The 16,198-nt window shown below is 74.0% G+C and carries 12 protein-coding genes; 5 read left to right on the top strand and 7 right to left on the bottom strand.

What is annotated here, in order from left to right:
* Positions 1 to 112: 112 nt before the first annotated feature.
* The 3 genes from OO54_RS01570 (at position 113) to pepN (ending at position 5,032) form a co-directional block, all read left to right on the top strand.
* Positions 113 to 1,129, top strand: coding sequence for an aspartate-semialdehyde dehydrogenase (locus OO54_RS01570; protein WP_033201069.1), 1,017 nt, complete (start codon positions 113 to 115; stop codon positions 1,127 to 1,129).
* A gap of 86 nt (positions 1,130 to 1,215) precedes the next feature.
* Positions 1,216 to 2,400 carry a TerD family protein gene (locus tag OO54_RS01565; RefSeq protein ID WP_033201068.1) on the top strand — a complete coding sequence of 395 codons (1,185 nt, stop codon included), beginning with the start codon at positions 1,216 to 1,218 and terminating at the stop codon, positions 2,398 to 2,400.
* Positions 2,401 to 2,452: 52 nt separating this feature from the next.
* Positions 2,453 to 5,032 carry an aminopeptidase N gene (gene pepN, locus OO54_RS01560; RefSeq protein WP_033201067.1) on the top strand — a complete coding sequence of 860 codons (2,580 nt, stop codon included), beginning with the start codon at positions 2,453 to 2,455 and terminating at the stop codon, positions 5,030 to 5,032.
* Between the two features lie 81 nt (positions 5,033 to 5,113).
* Here the strand turns inward: pepN and alc are convergent, their stop codons facing one another.
* Genes alc through OO54_RS01540 form a run of 4 tightly spaced genes read right to left on the bottom strand, consistent with a single transcriptional unit; the run spans position 5,114 to position 9,197 of the window.
* The gene (gene alc, locus OO54_RS01555; protein WP_033201066.1) at positions 5,114 to 6,238 is read right to left on the bottom strand and encodes an allantoicase; all 1,125 of its coding nucleotides are present in this window, start codon (positions 6,236 to 6,238) and stop codon (positions 5,114 to 5,116) included.
* Positions 6,239 to 6,297: 59 nt separating this feature from the next.
* Positions 6,298 to 7,224 (bottom strand): LysR family transcriptional regulator, encoded by a 927-nt coding sequence (locus OO54_RS01550; RefSeq protein ID WP_033201065.1) that lies wholly within the window; start codon positions 7,222 to 7,224, stop codon positions 6,298 to 6,300.
* 10 nt (positions 7,225 to 7,234) lie between these two features.
* Positions 7,235 to 8,245 (bottom strand): DMT family transporter, encoded by a 1,011-nt coding sequence (locus OO54_RS01545; protein ID WP_078905004.1) that lies wholly within the window; start codon positions 8,243 to 8,245, stop codon positions 7,235 to 7,237.
* Between the two features lie 4 nt (positions 8,246 to 8,249).
* Complete coding sequence (locus tag OO54_RS01540; RefSeq protein WP_033201064.1) at positions 8,250 to 9,197, bottom strand: EamA family transporter; 948 nt, start codon at positions 9,195 to 9,197, stop codon at positions 8,250 to 8,252.
* 131 nt (positions 9,198 to 9,328) lie between these two features.
* On the opposite strand from OO54_RS01540, the gene OO54_RS01535 reads away from it, so the two are divergent.
* Positions 9,329 to 9,835 (top strand): MarR family winged helix-turn-helix transcriptional regulator, encoded by a 507-nt coding sequence (locus OO54_RS01535; protein WP_033201063.1) that lies wholly within the window; start codon positions 9,329 to 9,331, stop codon positions 9,833 to 9,835.
* Between the two features lie 163 nt (positions 9,836 to 9,998).
* Here OO54_RS01535 and OO54_RS01530 read toward each other — a convergent pair whose 3' ends face one another.
* From OO54_RS01530 to OO54_RS01520, 3 genes are read right to left on the bottom strand one after another with little or no spacing between them, the layout of a single operon-like run.
* On the bottom strand, positions 9,999 to 10,226 hold the full coding sequence (locus OO54_RS01530) for a hypothetical protein (protein WP_033201062.1): 228 nt from the start codon (positions 10,224 to 10,226) through the stop codon (positions 9,999 to 10,001).
* 20 nt (positions 10,227 to 10,246) lie between these two features.
* Positions 10,247 to 12,367: a 4-alpha-glucanotransferase gene (gene malQ, locus OO54_RS01525; RefSeq protein ID WP_033201061.1), complete on the bottom strand. Its 2,121-nt coding sequence runs from the start codon at positions 12,365 to 12,367 to the stop codon at positions 10,247 to 10,249.
* Between the two features lies 1 nt (position 12,368).
* Positions 12,369 to 12,569: a hypothetical protein gene (locus OO54_RS01520; protein WP_017237950.1), complete on the bottom strand. Its 201-nt coding sequence runs from the start codon at positions 12,567 to 12,569 to the stop codon at positions 12,369 to 12,371.
* 326 nt (positions 12,570 to 12,895) lie between these two features.
* On the opposite strand from OO54_RS01520, the gene OO54_RS47075 reads away from it, so the two are divergent.
* Positions 12,896 to 16,174 carry a glycoside hydrolase family 84 protein gene (locus OO54_RS47075; protein WP_037944150.1) on the top strand — a complete coding sequence of 1,093 codons (3,279 nt, stop codon included), beginning with the start codon at positions 12,896 to 12,898 and terminating at the stop codon, positions 16,172 to 16,174.
* Positions 16,175 to 16,198 lie beyond the last annotated feature (24 nt).

The raw sequence follows: 16,198 nt of genomic DNA, 5'->3' as shown, positions 1-16,198 counted from the left end.
GTGACGCGTCCGCGACTCGTCCCGACCCTTGGACAATGGATTGGACAAGGCGGGCGGGGACATACGCATCATGGACCGGCAGCACCCTGCACATACGTACGGAGGAGTCCCCGTGAAGGTCGGAATCGTCGGAGCCACCGGTCAGGTCGGCACAGTCATGCGGAAGATCCTGGCCGAGCGGAACTTCCCGGTCGACGAGCTGCGGCTCTTCGCGTCCGCCCGCTCCGCCGGCACCGTCGTGGACGGCGTCACGGTCGAGGACGCCTCCACCGCCGACTACACCGGCCTGGACATCGTGCTCTTCTCCGCCGGCGGCGCCACCTCCAAGGCCCTCGCCGAGAAGGTCGCCTCGCAGGGCGCCGTCGTGATCGACAACTCCTCCGCCTGGCGCCGCGACCCCGAGGTCCCCCTGGTGGTCTCCGAGGTCAACCCGCACGCGATCAAGGACCGCCCCAAGGGCATCATCGCCAACCCGAACTGCACCACGATGGCCGCCATGCCGGTCCTCAAGCCGCTCCACCAGGAGGCCGGCCTGACCGCGCTGATCGCCACCACCTACCAGGCCGTGTCCGGCTCGGGCGTGGCCGGTGTCGCCGAGCTGCGCACGCAGGCGTGCGCCGTGGCCGAGACCGCCGACCAGCTGGCGTTCGACGGCGAGGCCGTCGAGTTCCCCGAGCCGGCCGTCTACAAGCGTCCGATCGCCTTCAACGTGGTCCCGCTGGCCGGCTCGATCGTCGACGACGGCTCCTTCGAGACCGACGAGGAGCAGAAGCTCCGCAACGAGTCCCGCAAGATCCTGGAGATCCCCGAGCTCAAGGTCTCCGGCACCTGTGTGCGCGTCCCGGTCTTCTCCGGCCACTCCCTCCAGGTCAACGTCCGCTTCGAGCGCCCGATCAGCGTCGAGCGCGCCTACGAGCTGCTCGAGGGCGCCGAGGGCGTCGTGCTCTCCGAGATCCCGACCCCGCTCCAGGCGGCCGGCAAGGACGCCTCGTACGTCGGGCGCATCCGGGTGGACGAGACCGTCGACAACGGCCTGGCGCTGTTCCTCTCCAACGACAACCTGCGCAAGGGCGCGGCGCTGAACGCCGTGCAGATCGCGGAGCTCGTCGCGGCCGAGCTCAAGGGCTGACCAGGAGCACCGTTCCTTTCGGAGGGGCGGCTTCCCGTTGCGGGGAGCCGCCCCTCCGGCGTGCCCGGGCGTGCCAGAGTGCCTCCATGACCCAGATACCCAGGGGTGCGAACGTCCCGGTGCCCGCGCAGGCCCTCCACGTCGCGGTCAGCTGGCGGACCGGGTACGAGGTGCCCGACGTGGACGTGTCGGCGCTGCTGCTCGGGGCCGGGGAGCGGGTGCGGGGCGACGCCGACCTGGTCTTCTACAACCACGCCGAACATCCCTCGGGGGCGGTACGGCACCTGGGAAAGTCGGCGCCCGGCGTGCCCGGCAGCCCGGCCGCCGACTGGCTGTGGCTCGACCTCGCGCGCGTGGAGCCGGACGTGGGGCGCCTGGTGATCGCCGCCTCCGCCGACGGCGGCTCCTTCGGGCAGGTGCCGGCGCTCGACGTGCGGGTCACGGACGCGGCCGGGAACCCGGTGGCGTACTGCGCGATCGGGGACGCGACGACGGAGACGGCCTTCGTCTTCGGGGAGTTCTACCGGCGGGACGGCGGCTGGCGGTTCCGGGCGGTCGGCCAGGGCTACGCCTCGGGTCTGGCCGGGCTCGCGACGGACTTCGGCATCGTGGTGGAGTCCCCGCCGCCGCCGATCCCGGGCCCCGGCTACGTCCCGCCGCCCCCGCCGCCGGCGCCCGCGGCGCCGCCCGTACCGGTGGCGGACCCGTACGGCGGCGAGTTCCGGCCCGCCGTGTACCAGGGGCGCGGCAAGGAGACCGTGCACTGCGACCCGGCGCTGCCGCCGGGGCACTGGGTGCTCCTGGAGATCGAGTCGTTCCACTCGCTCTCCACCACGATCGAGGCCTGCGACGCGTACGGGCGGGCCGAGGACTTCCTGCTCATGGCGTACGAGGACGACGTCCGCGCCCGGACGGTCGCCCTGGTGCCGCGGGCCCGCCCGCTGACGCTGCGGGTGGAGGCCGACGCGCCCTGGACGCTGCGGGTGCTGCCGCTGTCCCACGCCCGGCGTTTCGACAGCCACCTCGAAGGCCTCGCACACGATCTGGTGATCTACGACGGGCCGCCCGGGGTGCTCGACTTCCTGCATCACGGGGAGTCCAACTTCACGGTCCACCAGCACACTCCGCCGCAGGATCCGCTCTACGACGACGAGGAGCAGGACCTGCTGGTCAACGAAATCGGGGAGGTCCGCGTGAGCGCCCCCGTGCCGGGTCCGGGGCTGCTGCGGATCAGCGGTGACGGGCCGTGGAAATGCGCGGTGCGCCGCTGAGGCGCCCCATGGAAGGATGGGCCAAACGTCACGAAACCGAGGAGTTGACCGGGTGCCTGGCACAAACCTGACCCGTGAAGAGGCTCAGCAGCGGGCAGCACTGCTGACCGTGGACGCGTACGAGGTCGAACTCGACCTCACCGGTGCGCAGGAGGGCGGCACCTACCGGTCCGTCACCACCGTCCGCTTCGATTCCGCAGAGGCCGGCGCCTCGACCTTCATCGACCTCGTCGCGCCCGCCGTCCACGAGGCCGTGCTGAACGGCAAGTCGCTCGACGTCGCCGCCGTCTTCCGCGACTCGCGGATCGCGCTCGACCACCTGGTCGCGGGCCGCAACGAGCTGAAGGTCGTCGCCGACTGCGCGTACACCAACACCGGTGAGGGCCTGCACCGCTTCGTCGACCCGGTCGACGACCAGGCCTATCTGTACACCCAGTTCGAGGTGCCGGACGCGCGGCGGGTCTTCGCCTCCTTCGAGCAGCCCGACCTGAAGGCGACCTTCCAGTTCACCGTGAAGGCCCCGACGGGCTGGAAGGTCATCTCCAACTCGCCGACGCCGGAGACGCCGAAGGACGACGTCTGGGTCTTCGAGCCGACCCCGCGCATCTCGTCGTACATCACGGCGCTGATCGTCGGCCCGTACCACTCGGTGCACTCGTCGTACGAGAAGGACGGCCAGACCGTCCCGCTGGGCATCTACTGCCGTCCGTCGCTGGCCGAGTTCCTGGACGCGGAGCACATCTTCGACGTCACCCGGCAGGGCTTCGACTGGTTCCAGGAGAAGTTCGCGTACGACTACCCGTTCGCCAAGTACGACCAGCTCTTCGTGCCGGAGTTCAACGCGGGCGCGATGGAGAACGCGGGCGCGGTCACCATCCGTGACCAGTACGTCTTCCGCTCGAAGGTGACGGACGCGGCGTACGAGCGGCGCGCCGAGACGATCCTGCACGAGCTCGCCCACATGTGGTTCGGCGACCTCGTGACCATGGAGTGGTGGAACGACCTGTGGCTGAACGAGTCGTTCGCCACCTTCACCTCGGTCGCCTGCCAGGCCTCGGTCCCGGGCACCCGCTGGCCGAACGCCTGGACGACCTTCGCCAACGCGGAGAAGACCTGGGCCTACCGCCAGGACCAGCTGCCGTCCACGCACCCGATCATGGCCGAGATCAACGACCTGGAGGACGTGCTCGTCAACTTCGACGGGATCACGTACGCCAAGGGCGCCTCGGTCCTGAAGCAGCTGGTGGCGTACGTCGGCGAGGACGAGTTCTTCAAGGGCGTCCAGGCGTACTTCCAGGCGCACGCCTTCGGCAACACCCGCCTGTCCGACCTGCTGGGCGCGCTGGAGGAGACCTCCGGCCGTGACCTGAAGACCTGGTCGAAGGCATGGCTGGAGACGGCCGGCATCAACATCCTCCGCCCGGAGATCGAGACCGACGAGAACGGTTCCATCACCGCGTTCGCCGTCCGCCAGGAGGCCCCCGCGCTGCCCGTCGGCGCCAAGGGCGAGGCCGTCCTGCGGCCGCACCGCATCGCGATCGGCTTCTACGACCTCGACGAGTCCGGCCGGCTGGTCCGCACGGACCGCCTGGAGCTGGACATCGAGGCGGCCGGCCTGACCGCCGTGCCGCAGCTGGTGGGCAAGGCCCGCCCGGCGGTCGTCCTTCTCAACGACGACGACCTCTCGTACGCGAAGGTCCGCCTCGACGAGGTGTCCCTCACCAACGTCACCGCGCACCTCGGCGACTTCGCCGAGTCCCTGCCGCGCGCCCTGTGCTGGGCCTCGGCCTGGGACATGACCCGCGACGGCGAGCTGGCCACCCGCGACTACCTGGACCTGGTGCTCTCGGGCATCGCCAAGGAGTCCGACATCGGCGTGGTCCAGTCGCTCCAGGGCCAGGTCAAGGCGGCCCTGGAGATGTACGCGGCGCCGGAGTGGCGGGCCGAGGGCCTGGCGCGCTGGGGCACCTTCGCCCAGGAGCAGCTGCGCGCCGCCGAGGGCGGCAGCGACCACCAGCTGGCGTGGGCACGGGCCTTCGCGGCGACCGCCCGCACGGACGCCGAGCTCGACGTGCTCGCCGGGCTGCTCGACGGCTCCGAGGTCATCGAGGGCCTGGCCGTCGACACCGAGCTGCGCTGGGCGTTCGTGCAGCGCCTCGCCGCCACCGGCCGCTTCGACGAGCCGGAGATCGCCGCCGAGCTGGAGCGCGACCGCACCGCGGCCGGCGAGCGCCACGCGGCGACCGCGCGGGCGGCCCGCCCGACGGAGGCCGCGAAGGCCGAGGCCTGGGCGTCGGTCGTCGAGGACGACAAGCTGGCGAACGCCGTGCAGGAGGCCGTCATCGGCGGCTTCGTCCAGGCCGACCAGCGCGAGCTGCTCGCCCCCTACACGGCGAAGTACTTCGCGTCGATCAAGCGTGTCTCGGAGACCCGCAGCCACGAGATGATCCAGCAGATCGTCGTCGGCCTGTACCCGTCGCTCCAGGTCTCGCAGGAGACGCTGGACGCCACGGACGCCTGGATCGCCGAGCACAACCCGGTCCCGGCCCTGCGTCGCATGGTCACGGAGTGCCGCGCCGGTATCGAGCGCGCCCTCAAGGCCCGGGCCGCGGACGCGGCCGCCGCGAAGTAGTGCCGCGGTGAGCTAGTACGAGAGAAGGGGCGCCCTCCCCGTGGGGGCGCCCCTTCTTCGTACCCGCTCGCCTCGTGCCCGTCAGCCGCCGAGCCGGGCGTACCGGGCGCGGAGGTCGGCCGCGCCCTGGTCCGTGAGGGTGCCGTGGAGGCGCATGCGGGCGACGCCGCCGTCGGGGAAGGCGTCGAGGCGGACGTGGGTGACGACGGCCTGGGCGGGGAGCTTGAAGCGGTGCAGGGTGTCGGGCTGGAGACGGGTCCTGGGGATGATCTCGAACCATTCGCCGGACTCGCCGTTGCGGCCCTGGAGGGCGATCCAGCCGGCCGAGTTGCCCTTGAGGCAGGCGGTGTCGATCTCGACGGCGCGGACGGCGCCCTGGGCGGCGAGCCGGAAGCGGACCCAGTCGTTGGTGCCGCGGACCCGGCGGCGGCGGTTCTCCCAGCCGTCGTCCATCTTGCGGGAGGTGCCGGGCAGGATGATCTGAGTGGGCGACGAGTAGAACCTGTCCGACGCGTCCTCGTACGAACCGCCGTTGAGCACGGCGATCAGGTCGAGGGTGCCGAGGAGTTCGAGCCACTCGGGGTCGGGGACGACCTCGCCGTGGACGCGCAGGCGGGCGATGCCGCCGTCGGGGTGCTGGCATACCCGGACGTGGGTCCAGCGGCGCTCGGCGTCGATCGCGAAGCCGTTGGCGGCGTGGCCGCGGACGGGGGTGGGCGGGACGAGCTCCTCCCACTTCGCGTCGAGCAGCTCGGCGGGGCTGGGCGAGCCCTCGACCGCGGTGGCCTGGATGCTGACCCGTTGCGGGTAGTTGCCGCGGAAGTGGGCGGTGTCGACGACGATCCCGCGGATGACGCCGGGGGCGCCGAGGCGGACGACGGCCCAGTCGTGGTCCTCGGGGGCGGGGAAGACGTTCTCGGCGTCGGCGCCGCGCCTGCGGCGGGTCTCCCAGCCGTCCATGACCTTGCCCTTGTGGCCGAAGTGCTCCGGGTCGAAGACGGCCCGTTCGCGGACGAGGAGGTTCTCCCGCTCGGCGAAGAACTCGTCGTTGGCGGCCACGACTCCGGCGCCGAGGCGGCGGTCGGCGAGGTCGACGAGCTCGGTGAAGGGGAAGTCTCCGGAGCGGTAGTCGGCGTACGGGTCGCCGCCGGAGTAGGGGGCGGCGTCGTTGGCGTGCGGGTCCTGGTGCGCGTCGTGGCTGCTCATGGCTTCGACTCTGCCCCGTGGCGACCCTTCGGTCCATCGAATGTTTTCGACGAGGCTGTTCAGCCCTGCTGAACGGTCTCACGGGCGGCCGCCGCCTGCCGGAGCGCGGCGAGGACCCGCGACACCGCGGGCCCGTCCTCCGCCCCGCGCCGTACGGCCGCGACGACGTGGCGGCGCGGCTGGTCGGCGGAGAGGACGCGCATGACGACGCCGGCGCCGCCCCGGCGTTCGGCCGAGGCCATGCGGGGCACGAGGGCGATGCCCATCCCGGCCTCGACCATGGCGAGGATCGCGGTCCAGCCGGAGGCGCTGTGGGCCTGTTCGGGCACGAAGCCGGCGGCCTCGCACGCGGCGGTGGTGATCTCGGACCAAGGGCCGGAGCCGCCGAAGATCCAGGGCTCGGCGGCGAGGTCGGCGAGGCGCAGTCCGGGGGCGTCGGCGAGCGGGTGGCCGGCCGGCAGGGCCACGTCGAGCGGATCGGCGAGCAGCGGCACGCGGCTGAACTTGGGGTCGCGTACGGAGGGGGCGTGGGCGGCGAGCGAGAGCGCCAGGTCGACCTGGTCGGCCGCGAGCAGTTCGTACGCCTCCGCCGCCTCGGCCTCCCGGACGCGGACGTCGAGTCCGGGGTGCGCGGTGCGCAGCTGCCGTACGGCGGGGACGACGAGCGCGGGCACGGACGTCGAGAACGCCGCCACCCGCACCTGTCCCGCCTCGCCCCGCAGGTACCCGTCGAGTTCGGCGTCGGCGCGTTCGAGCTGTGCGAACACCGCCTCCGCGTGCCGCAGCACCAGATGGGCGGCGTCGGTGAGCCGGACGCGGCGCCCGTGGGCTTCGAGGAGCCGTACGCCGAGCTGCCTGGAGAGGTTGGTGAGCTGCTGCGACACGGCCGAGGGGGTCATGAGCAGGGCCTCCGCGGTCGCGGTGACGGTGCCGCGGTCGCGGAGGGTGCGGAGGATCCGGAGCTTCTTGATGTCCCACTCGGTCATGGGGCGCAACCTACCGGGCGGAGCTCAGCGCCACTCCGCCGAGGATGAGCGCCATGCACGCGACGCCGAGGGCGCCGAGCCGTTCGCCGAGGAGCGCGTACGACAGGAGGGCGACGCAGACGGGCTGGAGGTAGTAGACGACGCCGGCGCGCGCGGCGCCGACGAGGGCGACGGCCCTGTTCCAGGCGAAGAACGCGACGGCGGAGGAGAGCACCCCGACGTACAGCAGGGGGCCGGCGGTCGCGGCGCCGAGGGCGAACCCGCCCTGGACGGCGAGGGAGACGGCGTACGCGGGGGCGAGCATCAGGGCGCCGAGCAGGAAGGTGGTGAAGAGGAAGGCGAGTTGGTCGATCCCGGCGGGCTTCCGCTTGAGCAGGGCGCTGTACGAGGCGAAGGACAGGGCCGCGGCGAGCATCCACAGGTCGCCGGCGGAGAGGTCGACGGCGAGCGAGCCCTTTCCGACGAGCAGGAGCACGCCGAGGGCGGCGATCAGCATCCCGAGGACGCGGCGGGCGCCGAGGCGTTCGCCGCCGAGCCGGGCGTAGACCGCCATGATCACCGGGGAGGCGGCCATGATCATGCCCATGTTGGAGGCGGAGGTGGTCAGTCCGGCCTGGTGGACCAGGGTGTTGTAGAGGGTGACGCCGAACAGCGAGGCGAGGGTGACGAAGCCGAGGTGGCGGCGGATGGTCTGCCACTGCCGCAGGAACGGGCGGGCGGCGAAGGGGGCGACGGCGACCAGCGCGATGACCCAGCGCCAGAAGACGGCCTGGACGGGGGGCACGGTGTCGGCCATGTCCCGGGTGGCGACGAAGCTGCCGGACCAGACGACGGTGGCGAGCAGGGCGAGGAGCACGCCGAGGCCGGCGCCCCGTGCGAGCTTCCTCGCGGGCGCCGGCCTCTCGGTGACGGTGGTGCGGGTGGTGCGGGTGGTGCTGTCGATCGTGGTGCCGGTGGTGCTGTCGGCCGTGGTGCCGGTGGGTGTCGTGGCGGTCGGGTGGCGGGCGGTGATCAGCTTCATGCCGTTACCGTCGCATCGCCGAACCCTCCAGGTCCATCGAAACTTCCTGAGCATTCTTTTCAGTCAAGCTGAACGTTTCGATCTGCGGGACCTTCGACGCGCGGGGGCTCAGCTGGCCGGCCAGCGTGGCGCCGAAGGCGATGACCATGCCGACGATCTGCACCGGGCCGAGGGCCTGGCCGAGCGCCGCCCAGCCGATGATCGCCGCGGTGAGCGGGGAGAGCGGGCCGAGGAGGGTGGCCGAGGAGGCGCTCAGCCGCTCGATGCCGCGGAACCAGAGGAAGTAGGAGATCGCGGTGTTGCCGAAGGCGAGGTAGGCGTAGCCGGCCAGGTTGGTGCCGGTCAGGGCCGGCGGGGCGCCCTCGATCAGGAAGGCGATGGGCAGGATGATCAGGCCGCCCGCGGTGAGCTGCCAGCCGGTGAGCGCGAGGGCGCCGACACCCTCCGGGCGGCCCCAGCGCTTGGTGAAGACGACGCCGGCGGACATCGACAGGGCCGAGAGGAGTCCGGCGACCACGCCGAGCGCGTCGAGCGCGGCCCCGGCCTTGAGGACCACCAGGCTGACGCCGAAGGCGGCGGCGATCGCCGTGATCAGGGACTTCGCGGTGGGCTTGTCGCCCAGGAAGAGGGCGGCGAGGCCGACGACGAAGAGCGGGCCGACGGAGCCGACGACGGCGGCGACACCGCCGGGGAGCCGGTAGGCGGCGAGGAAGAGGAGCGGGAAGAAGGCGCCGATGTTCAGCGCTCCGAGGACCGCCGCCTTCCCCCACCAGGCACCCTGCGGGAGCTTGCGGGTGAGGGCGAGGAGCAGGAGGCCGGCGGGCAGGGCGCGCATCAGGCCGGTGAAGAGCGGCCGGTCGGGCGGCAGGAACTCCGTGGTGACGAAGTAGGTGGAGCCCCAGGAGATCGGGGCGAGGGCGGTGAGCGCGACGACTGCTGCCTTGCGGGACATGACGGTTTCCCCCTGCTGTGGAGTCCTGCTGCCGCACCGGACTGGCTTGGCGGTAATTAACTTACCACTAAGCTACTTACTTGCAAGTGGCTTTCTTGCCATCGAGTCGCGAGGAAGAGGAGACTGGGGCCATGGACACGAAGCCCCCCGCCCACGACGCCGTCGACGCCATCACCGACCAGTGGGCGGCCGTCCGCCCCGATCTGGAGACCGTGCCGATGGCCGTCTTCGGCCGGATCTACCGGCTGGCCAACGCCATGCGCGGCCGGGTGGACAAGGCGTACTCGCCCTACGGCATGGCGCTCGGGGAGTTCGACGTGCTCGCCACGCTGCGCAGGTCAGGAGAGCCGTACACGCTCTCGCCGCGCGAGCTGACCGCCACGCTGATGATCACCACCGGCGGGATGACGGGCCGCCTCGACAAGCTGGAGAAGGCCGGGCTGCTCACCCGCAGCCCCGACCCGAACGACCGGCGCGGGCTGCGGGTCACCCTCAGCGAGCGCGGCAGGGAACTGGTGGACCAGGCCGTCGCGGCCGGCCTCGCGGAGCAGCAGGCCGCCCTGTGGGGCGCGCTCACCAAGGAGGAGGCGGACCAGCTGGCCGGCCTCCTCCGCAAGCTGCTCGCCACGACCGTCTAGCGGTCGGCGGTCGGCCCACCCGCGGAACAGACCCCGGGCGCGGCGGGCGGATCGGGCACGGCGGGCGGACCCGGCGCGGGCGCGGCGGGGGTCTCGACGCATGCGAGGGCGCCGCACGGTACCTCGTACCGTGCGGCGCCCTCGGCGGAGACCGATGAGGCCGTTACGCCTTCTTGGACTTGTCGAGCACCATCACCAGGCCGATGATGACCAGGAACAGCACCAGCGGTGCGGCCACGTAGAGGCCGAGCGTCTCGGCGACACTCAGCTTGGGGGCCGGGTCGTCACCGTCGTCGCGGGTGAGCGCGAGCGCGGGGGACGACATGAGCAGCATCATCAGCGTCGTACCGGCCGCGACGGAGCCGGCGCGCAGAGCGTTCTTCTTGTCCACGGTGCAAACGTAGCGAACACCTAAACGGACCGCGCGCCCGGGGGTGCCGTACGGGCGCTCCCCCACCCGTCGGCCGTGTCGTCGGAAGCCGTACGGGTGTGCAGTTCGTGCAGCAGGGCGTGCGCCCGGGGCGAGGCGGCGAACTGTTCCAGGGTCAGCGGCTGGCCGTCCGGGCCGGCGAGCGGCAGCCGCCAGTTCGGGTACTCGTCCCAGGTGCCCGGCAGGTTCTGCGGCCTGCGGTCCCCCACCGCGTCCGGCAGCCACACCCCCACCATCCGGGCGGGGGAGGCGAGCAGATACCGGTGGACAGCCCGGACGGCGGCCTCCTCGTCCCCCTCCCCCTCCGGGAGCAGCCCCAGCCGCCGGAACAGGCCGAGCCACTCGGCGGTCTCGGCCGCGTCCGCCGCCCGGTCGCGGACCGGGTCCCCGTCGGCCAGGCCGAGCCGGTGGCGCAGCGCGACGTGGTCGCCGGAGAGCCGGGCCGCGGTGGAGGGCAGGTCGTGGGTGGTGGCCGTGGCCACGCACTCCCGGCGCCACTGCGCCGGAGGCAGCGGGCGGCCGGTGCCCGCCCAGTCCCGCTCGAACCAGAGCACGGACGTGCCGAACACCCCGCGCCGGGCCAGCTCCTCCCGCACTCCCGGCTCGACCGTGCCGAGGTCCTCGCCGATGACGAGGGCGCCGGCGCGGTGCGCCTCCAGGACGAGGACGGCGAGCATGGCCTCGGCGTCGTACCGGACGTAGGTCCCCTCGGTGGGCTCGTGGCCCTCGGGCACCCACCAGAGCCGGAAGAGGCCCATGACGTGGTCGATGCGCAGCGCGCCCGCGTGGCGCAGGAGTTCACGCAGGAGGCCCCGGTAGGGGGCGTAGCCCGCGGCGGCCAGGGCGTCAGGCCGCCAGGGCGGCAGACCCCAGTCCTGACCGCGGGAGTTGAAGGCGTCCGGCGGGGCGCCGACCGACATGCCGGTCGCGAAGGCGTCCTGCTGGGCCCAGGCGTCCGAGCCCTCCGGGTGGACGCCGACGGCCAGGTCGTGGACGATCCCGATCTCCATCCCGGCCTCGCGGGCGGTCGCGGCGGCGTCGGCCAGCTGCCGGTCCGTCAGCCAGGCGAGCCGGCAGTGGAAGTCGACCCGGGCGGCGAGCTCCGGGTCGGCGCGCACGGCGGACTCCGCCGTGCGCGGCCCGCGCAGCTCCTCGGGCCAGTCGCGCCAGTGGTGGCCGTGCCGTTCGGCCAGGGCCTGGTAGGTGGCGTGGTCCTCCAGGGGGCGGCCGCGGTCGGCGAGGAAGTCGTGGAAGTCGGCGCGCCGGCCCGGCCCGAGTTCCACGCCGCCGACCACGAGCTCCAGGGCCCGCCGCTTGACCTCCCACACCGCGTCCCGGTCGATGAGGGCGCCCTTGCCGAGGACCCGCTCGCGCAGTTCGGCGGCCTCGGCGAGGATCCGGTCGAGCTCCTCCCGGTGCTCGGGGCCCACCAGGGCGTACTCCGGGATCTCCTCGATCCGCAGGTGGACCGGGTCCGGGAAGCGGCGGGAGGAGGGGCGGTACGGCGAGGGGTCGGTGGGCGCCCCGGGCACGCCCGCGTGGAGCGGATTGACCTGGACGAAGCCGGCTCCGTGCGTGCGGCCCGCCCAGCCGGCGAGCTCGCGCAGGTCCCCGAGGTCGCCCATGCCCCAGGAGCGGCGGGAGAGCAGCGAGTACAGCTGGACGAGCAGCCCGTACGCGCGCCGCTCGGGCGCGGGCACGCGCGCGGGGCTCACGATCAGGGTGCTGGTGGAGGTGCGCCCGTCGGGCGCCTGCGCGGCGACGGCGTGGACGCCGAGGGGCAGCCGCTCCCAGTCCCGGCCGGTGACCACGGCTCCTTCCTCGGTGGTGACCCGCAGCCGGGTGCCGGACGGCAGGTCCGCCGGGGGGCGCAGGGGTTCGTCGCCCCGCCGGTGGACGAGGGTGCGCGGCAACAGGCGGTCCCGGTCGGCCCGTTCCGCCGCGCCGAGGGCGGCGGCGACCGCCTCCGGGGTGGTCGCGTCGACGCCCAGGGCGCCGAGGACGGCGACCACGGTGGCGTCGGGCACGGGCACGGTGACGCCTTCGGACGGGCTGTAGGCGGTGGCGACGCCGTGACGGGCGGCGAGACGGGCCAGGGTCACTTCACACTCCGGGGGACTCCGTGCCACCCGCGCTGCCGGGGGCGGTGGGCTCGCTGGTGAGGGGGGCCGCCTCGGTCAGGGGCGGTTCGCTCGTGAGGGGTGCCGCGTCGGGCAGCGGCGGTTCGCTGGTCAGCGGCGCGGCGGTGGGCGACGCCTGCTGGGGAACGCGTATCCGTCCGGTGTGGCGGGCGGTCGTGGTCACGGGGGTCTCCCGGTTTCGTCTCGACAGCTGGGCCAAGGGGGCGTCCTGCCGATCAGGCCGGGCTCGCGACGCCTGGCACCGGACGCCGCTCCCTGATCCGGCCTGATCGGCAGGACACCCCCCGGGGGGGTGCGAGTGAGCCCTACCCACCGCACCTCGTTTTACCGGCGGAAGGTGGCGAAGTGACGTCACCTCGCCGACGGATCGCCGGGCAAAGGCGACACATCGCCCTCGTGCATTGACACTTCCGTGCGACGGGTGGTGGGCTCGTGACCCACTCGTGACCAAACCGGCGGAGCTGCCGGGCCTGTCCGAAGGGAGACCCCGTGCACCTCGGGCGCAGGAAGCGGACCGCGACGGCCGTCGCGGCCGCCGTCATCGGCGGCCTCCTGGGCGGCGCCGCGCCGGTCCCGGTGTACGCGACCCCGGCCGCACCGGCGACTCCCGCGGCCCCGACGGCCCCCGCCGCGCCGGTCCGGCCCTCGGCCCCGGCGCCTCCGGTGGGCCCGGCGGTCGCAGCCCCCACGCGCGCGGGTGCCGTCGCCGCCGCGCCCCTGCCGGCCGTCTGGCCCCGGCCGCAGTCGCTGACCGGTGCCGGGCCGTCCGTACGCCTCGGGGACGAGGTGACGCTGCTCGCGGACGCCGACGCCGATCCGTACGCCGTCGCCGCCCTGCGCGAGCTGCTGCGGGGCGCCGGAGTGCGGACCGTCCACGCCGGACTCCCCGGCCGCGGCCCGGTGCTGCGGCTCGCGGGTCCCTCCGGCGAGGCGGCGGAGGCGGCCCTGACGGCCCTGCGGGTGCCCGAGCGGACGGACCTGCCGCGCGGCGGCTACCGTCTCGCGACCGGCCGCTACCAGGGGCGGGAGACGGTCGTCCTGGACGGGGTGGGCGAGGACGGCCTGTTCCACGCCGTCCAGACGCTGCGGCAGCTCGTCGGCACCGGCCGGGAGGTGCCCGGGGTCGTCGTCCGCGACTGGCCGGGCACGGTCGAGCGCGGGATCACCGAGGGCTTCTACGGCAGCCCCTGGACCCTCGAACAGCGGCTCGCGCAAATGGACTTCCTCGGCCGCACCAAGCAGAACCGCTATCTGTACGCGCCCGGCGACGACCCGTACCGCCGAGCGCAGTGGCGCGAGCCCTACCCGGAGGAGCAGCGGCGGGAGTTCCGCGCGCTCGCCGAACGGGCCCGCGCCAACCGGGTGACGCTCGGCTGGGCCGTGTCACCCGCCCAGTCCATGTGCCTGGCATCGGCCGGCGACGTGACGGCGCTGACGCGGAAGCTCGACGCCATGTGGGAGCTCGGGGTGCGGGTCTTCCAGCTCCAGTTCCAGGACGCCTCGTACGACGAGTGGCACTGCGACAAGGACGCCGACACCTTCGGCCGGGGGCCCGGGGCCGCGGCGGCCGCCCACGCGCGCGTGGCGAACACCGTCGCCCGGCACCTGGCCGAGCGGTACCCGGACGCCGAGCCGCTGACGGTGCTGCCGACGGAGTACTACCAGGACGGCGCGACCGCGTACCGCACGGAGCTCGCCGGGGCGCTCGACCCCGAGGTGCGGGTGGCGTGGACGGGCGTCGGTGTCGTCCCGCGCACGATCACCGGCGGCGAACTGGCCGGGGCGCGGACGGCCCTGGGCAGTCATCCGCTGGTCACGATGGACAACTACCCGGTCAACGACTACGCGCAGGACCGGCTGTTCCTCGGCCCCGCCACCGGCCGGGAGCCGGCCGTGGCCGCCGGTTCCGCCGCCTTCCTGGCCCACGCCATGGAGCAGCCCACGGCCTCCCGGATCCCGCTCTTCACCGCCGCCGACTACGCCTGGAACCCGCGGGGCTACCGGCCCGCGGAGTCCTGGGGGGCCGCCGTCGACGACCTCGCGGGCCCTGATCCGGCGGCCCGTGAGGCGCTGCGGGCGCTCGCCGGGAACGGCGCCTCCTCGATCCTCGACCCGAAGGGCGAATCGGCCTACCTGAAGCCTCTGCTCACCGCGTTCTGGGCCTCGCGCGGCGGCCCCGACACCCCCGCGGGCAGGGCCGCACGGGATCGGGCGGCGCGCGAGCTGCGGGCCGCGTTCACCGTGATGCGCGGGGCCCCGGAGCGACTCGCGACCATCGGGGGCTCCGACGGTCCGGACGGCTCCGGTGATTCGGGCGGCTCCGGCGGTCCGGGCGGCTCCGACGGTCCGGGCGGCTCCGACGGTCCGGGCGGCTCCGGCGGTCCGGGCGGCTCCGGCGGTCCGGGCGGCTCCGGCGGCTCCGGTGGTTCCGCGCTGGGCGACGAGGCGGGCCCCTGGCTCGAACAGCTCGCGCGGTACGGCGAGGCCGGCGAGACGGCGGTCGACATGCTGCTCGCCCAGGCGCGCGGCGACGGCGCGGCGGCCTGGCGGGCGCAGCTGGCCCTCGAACCGCTGCGGGAGGCGCTGGGGTCGAGCCGGGTGACGGTCGGCGCGGGGGTGCTCGACCCGTTCCTCACGCGCGCGGTGGCGGAGTCGGCGGCCTGGACCGGCGCCGACCGGCCCGCCGCGGCGCGGGCCGAACGCGCCCCCGGCTCGTACACCGTGCGGCTCGACCGGGCGCGGCCCGTGGCGGCCCTGACGGTGATGGCAAGGCCCGGAGAAACGGGAGCGGGCACGGGAGACGGGACGGACAAGGCGGCGGCCACGGACGCGCGCGTGGAGGCGCATGTCCCCGGGGAGGGCTGGCGGTCGCTCGGCCCGCTGTCGACGTCCGGCTGGACCCAGACCGATCTGAAGGGCCTGCGGGCCGACGCGGTGCGCGTGTCGTGGAGCGGGGGCGGTCGGGATCCCGGGGTGCGCTCGCTGGTGCCGTGGTTCGGCGACGGGCCACGGGCCGGGCTCGAACTGGCCCGCGGGGAGACGGACGCCGAGATCGGCGGACCGGCACGGCGGGTGGACGTGGAGTTGACGGGCCTGCGCGCGGACGAGGTGCGCGGGGCGCTGACGGCGAAGGCCCCGAAGGGGATCGCGGTGCGCCTCCCGAAGGAGGCCGTCGTGGAGCGGGGCGCGCGGACGTCCGTGCCCCTGGAGGTGTCGGTGGGCGCGGACGTGCCGGCCGGCTCGTACCGCGTGCCGGTCTCGTTCGCGGGCGAGGAGCGGGTGCTGACCGTGCGGGCCTTTCCGCGTACGGCCGGTCCCGACCTGGCGCGGACGGCGACGGCGAGCTCGTCGGGCGACGAGACCCCGGACTTCCCGGCCGCCTCGGCGGTGGACGGCGATCCGGCGACCCGCTGGTCCTCGCCGGCCGAGAACGGCGCCTGGTGGCAGCTGGAGCTGGCCGAGCCGGCGCGGATAGGGCAGGTGGTGCTGCACTGGCAGGACGCGTACGCCTCCCGCTACCGGATCCAGGTGTCGGCCGACGGGCGCGTGTGGCGCACGGCGGCGACCGTCGCGGACGGCGGGGGCGGCCGGGAGACGGTGCGGATGGACGCGGCGGACACGCGCTTCCTGCGGGTGCAGGGGGAGGCGCGGGCGACCCGGTTCGGCTACTCCCTCTGGTCGGTGGAGACCTATGCCGTGGCCCCGGAGAAGGAGGCGGAGCGGCCGGAGGCTCCCACGGGCGCACCGGAGGAGCGGCCCGCCCCCTGAGGGGCGCGCCGCTCCCGTGCCGCC

Source organism: Streptomyces wedmorensis (genome assembly GCF_000716445.1).
Classification (GTDB): domain Bacteria; phylum Actinomycetota; class Actinomycetes; order Streptomycetales; family Streptomycetaceae; genus Streptomyces; species Streptomyces wedmorensis.
The sequence above is the reverse complement of the archived record's forward strand: the minus strand, read 5'-3'. Positions and strand labels throughout refer to the sequence as shown.

What these genes read in the sequence shown, in the direction of transcription:
- OO54_RS01545 (WP_078905004.1), bottom strand. Translation starts at nt 8,245, where the DNA reads ATGAAGCTGATCACCGCCCGCCACCCGACCGCCACGACACCCACCGGC.
- OO54_RS01550 (WP_033201065.1), bottom strand. Translation starts at nt 7,224, where the DNA reads ATGACCGAGTGGGACATCAAGAAGCTCCGGATCCTCCGCACCCTCCGC.
- OO54_RS01535 (WP_033201063.1), top strand. Translation starts at nt 9,329, where the DNA reads ATGGACACGAAGCCCCCCGCCCACGACGCCGTCGACGCCATCACCGAC.
- alc (WP_033201066.1), bottom strand. Translation starts at nt 6,238, where the DNA reads ATGAGCAGCCACGACGCGCACCAGGACCCGCACGCCAACGACGCCGCC.
- OO54_RS01540 (WP_033201064.1), bottom strand. Translation starts at nt 9,197, where the DNA reads ATGTCCCGCAAGGCAGCAGTCGTCGCGCTCACCGCCCTCGCCCCGATC.
- OO54_RS01565 (WP_033201068.1), top strand. Translation starts at nt 1,216, where the DNA reads ATGACCCAGATACCCAGGGGTGCGAACGTCCCGGTGCCCGCGCAGGCC.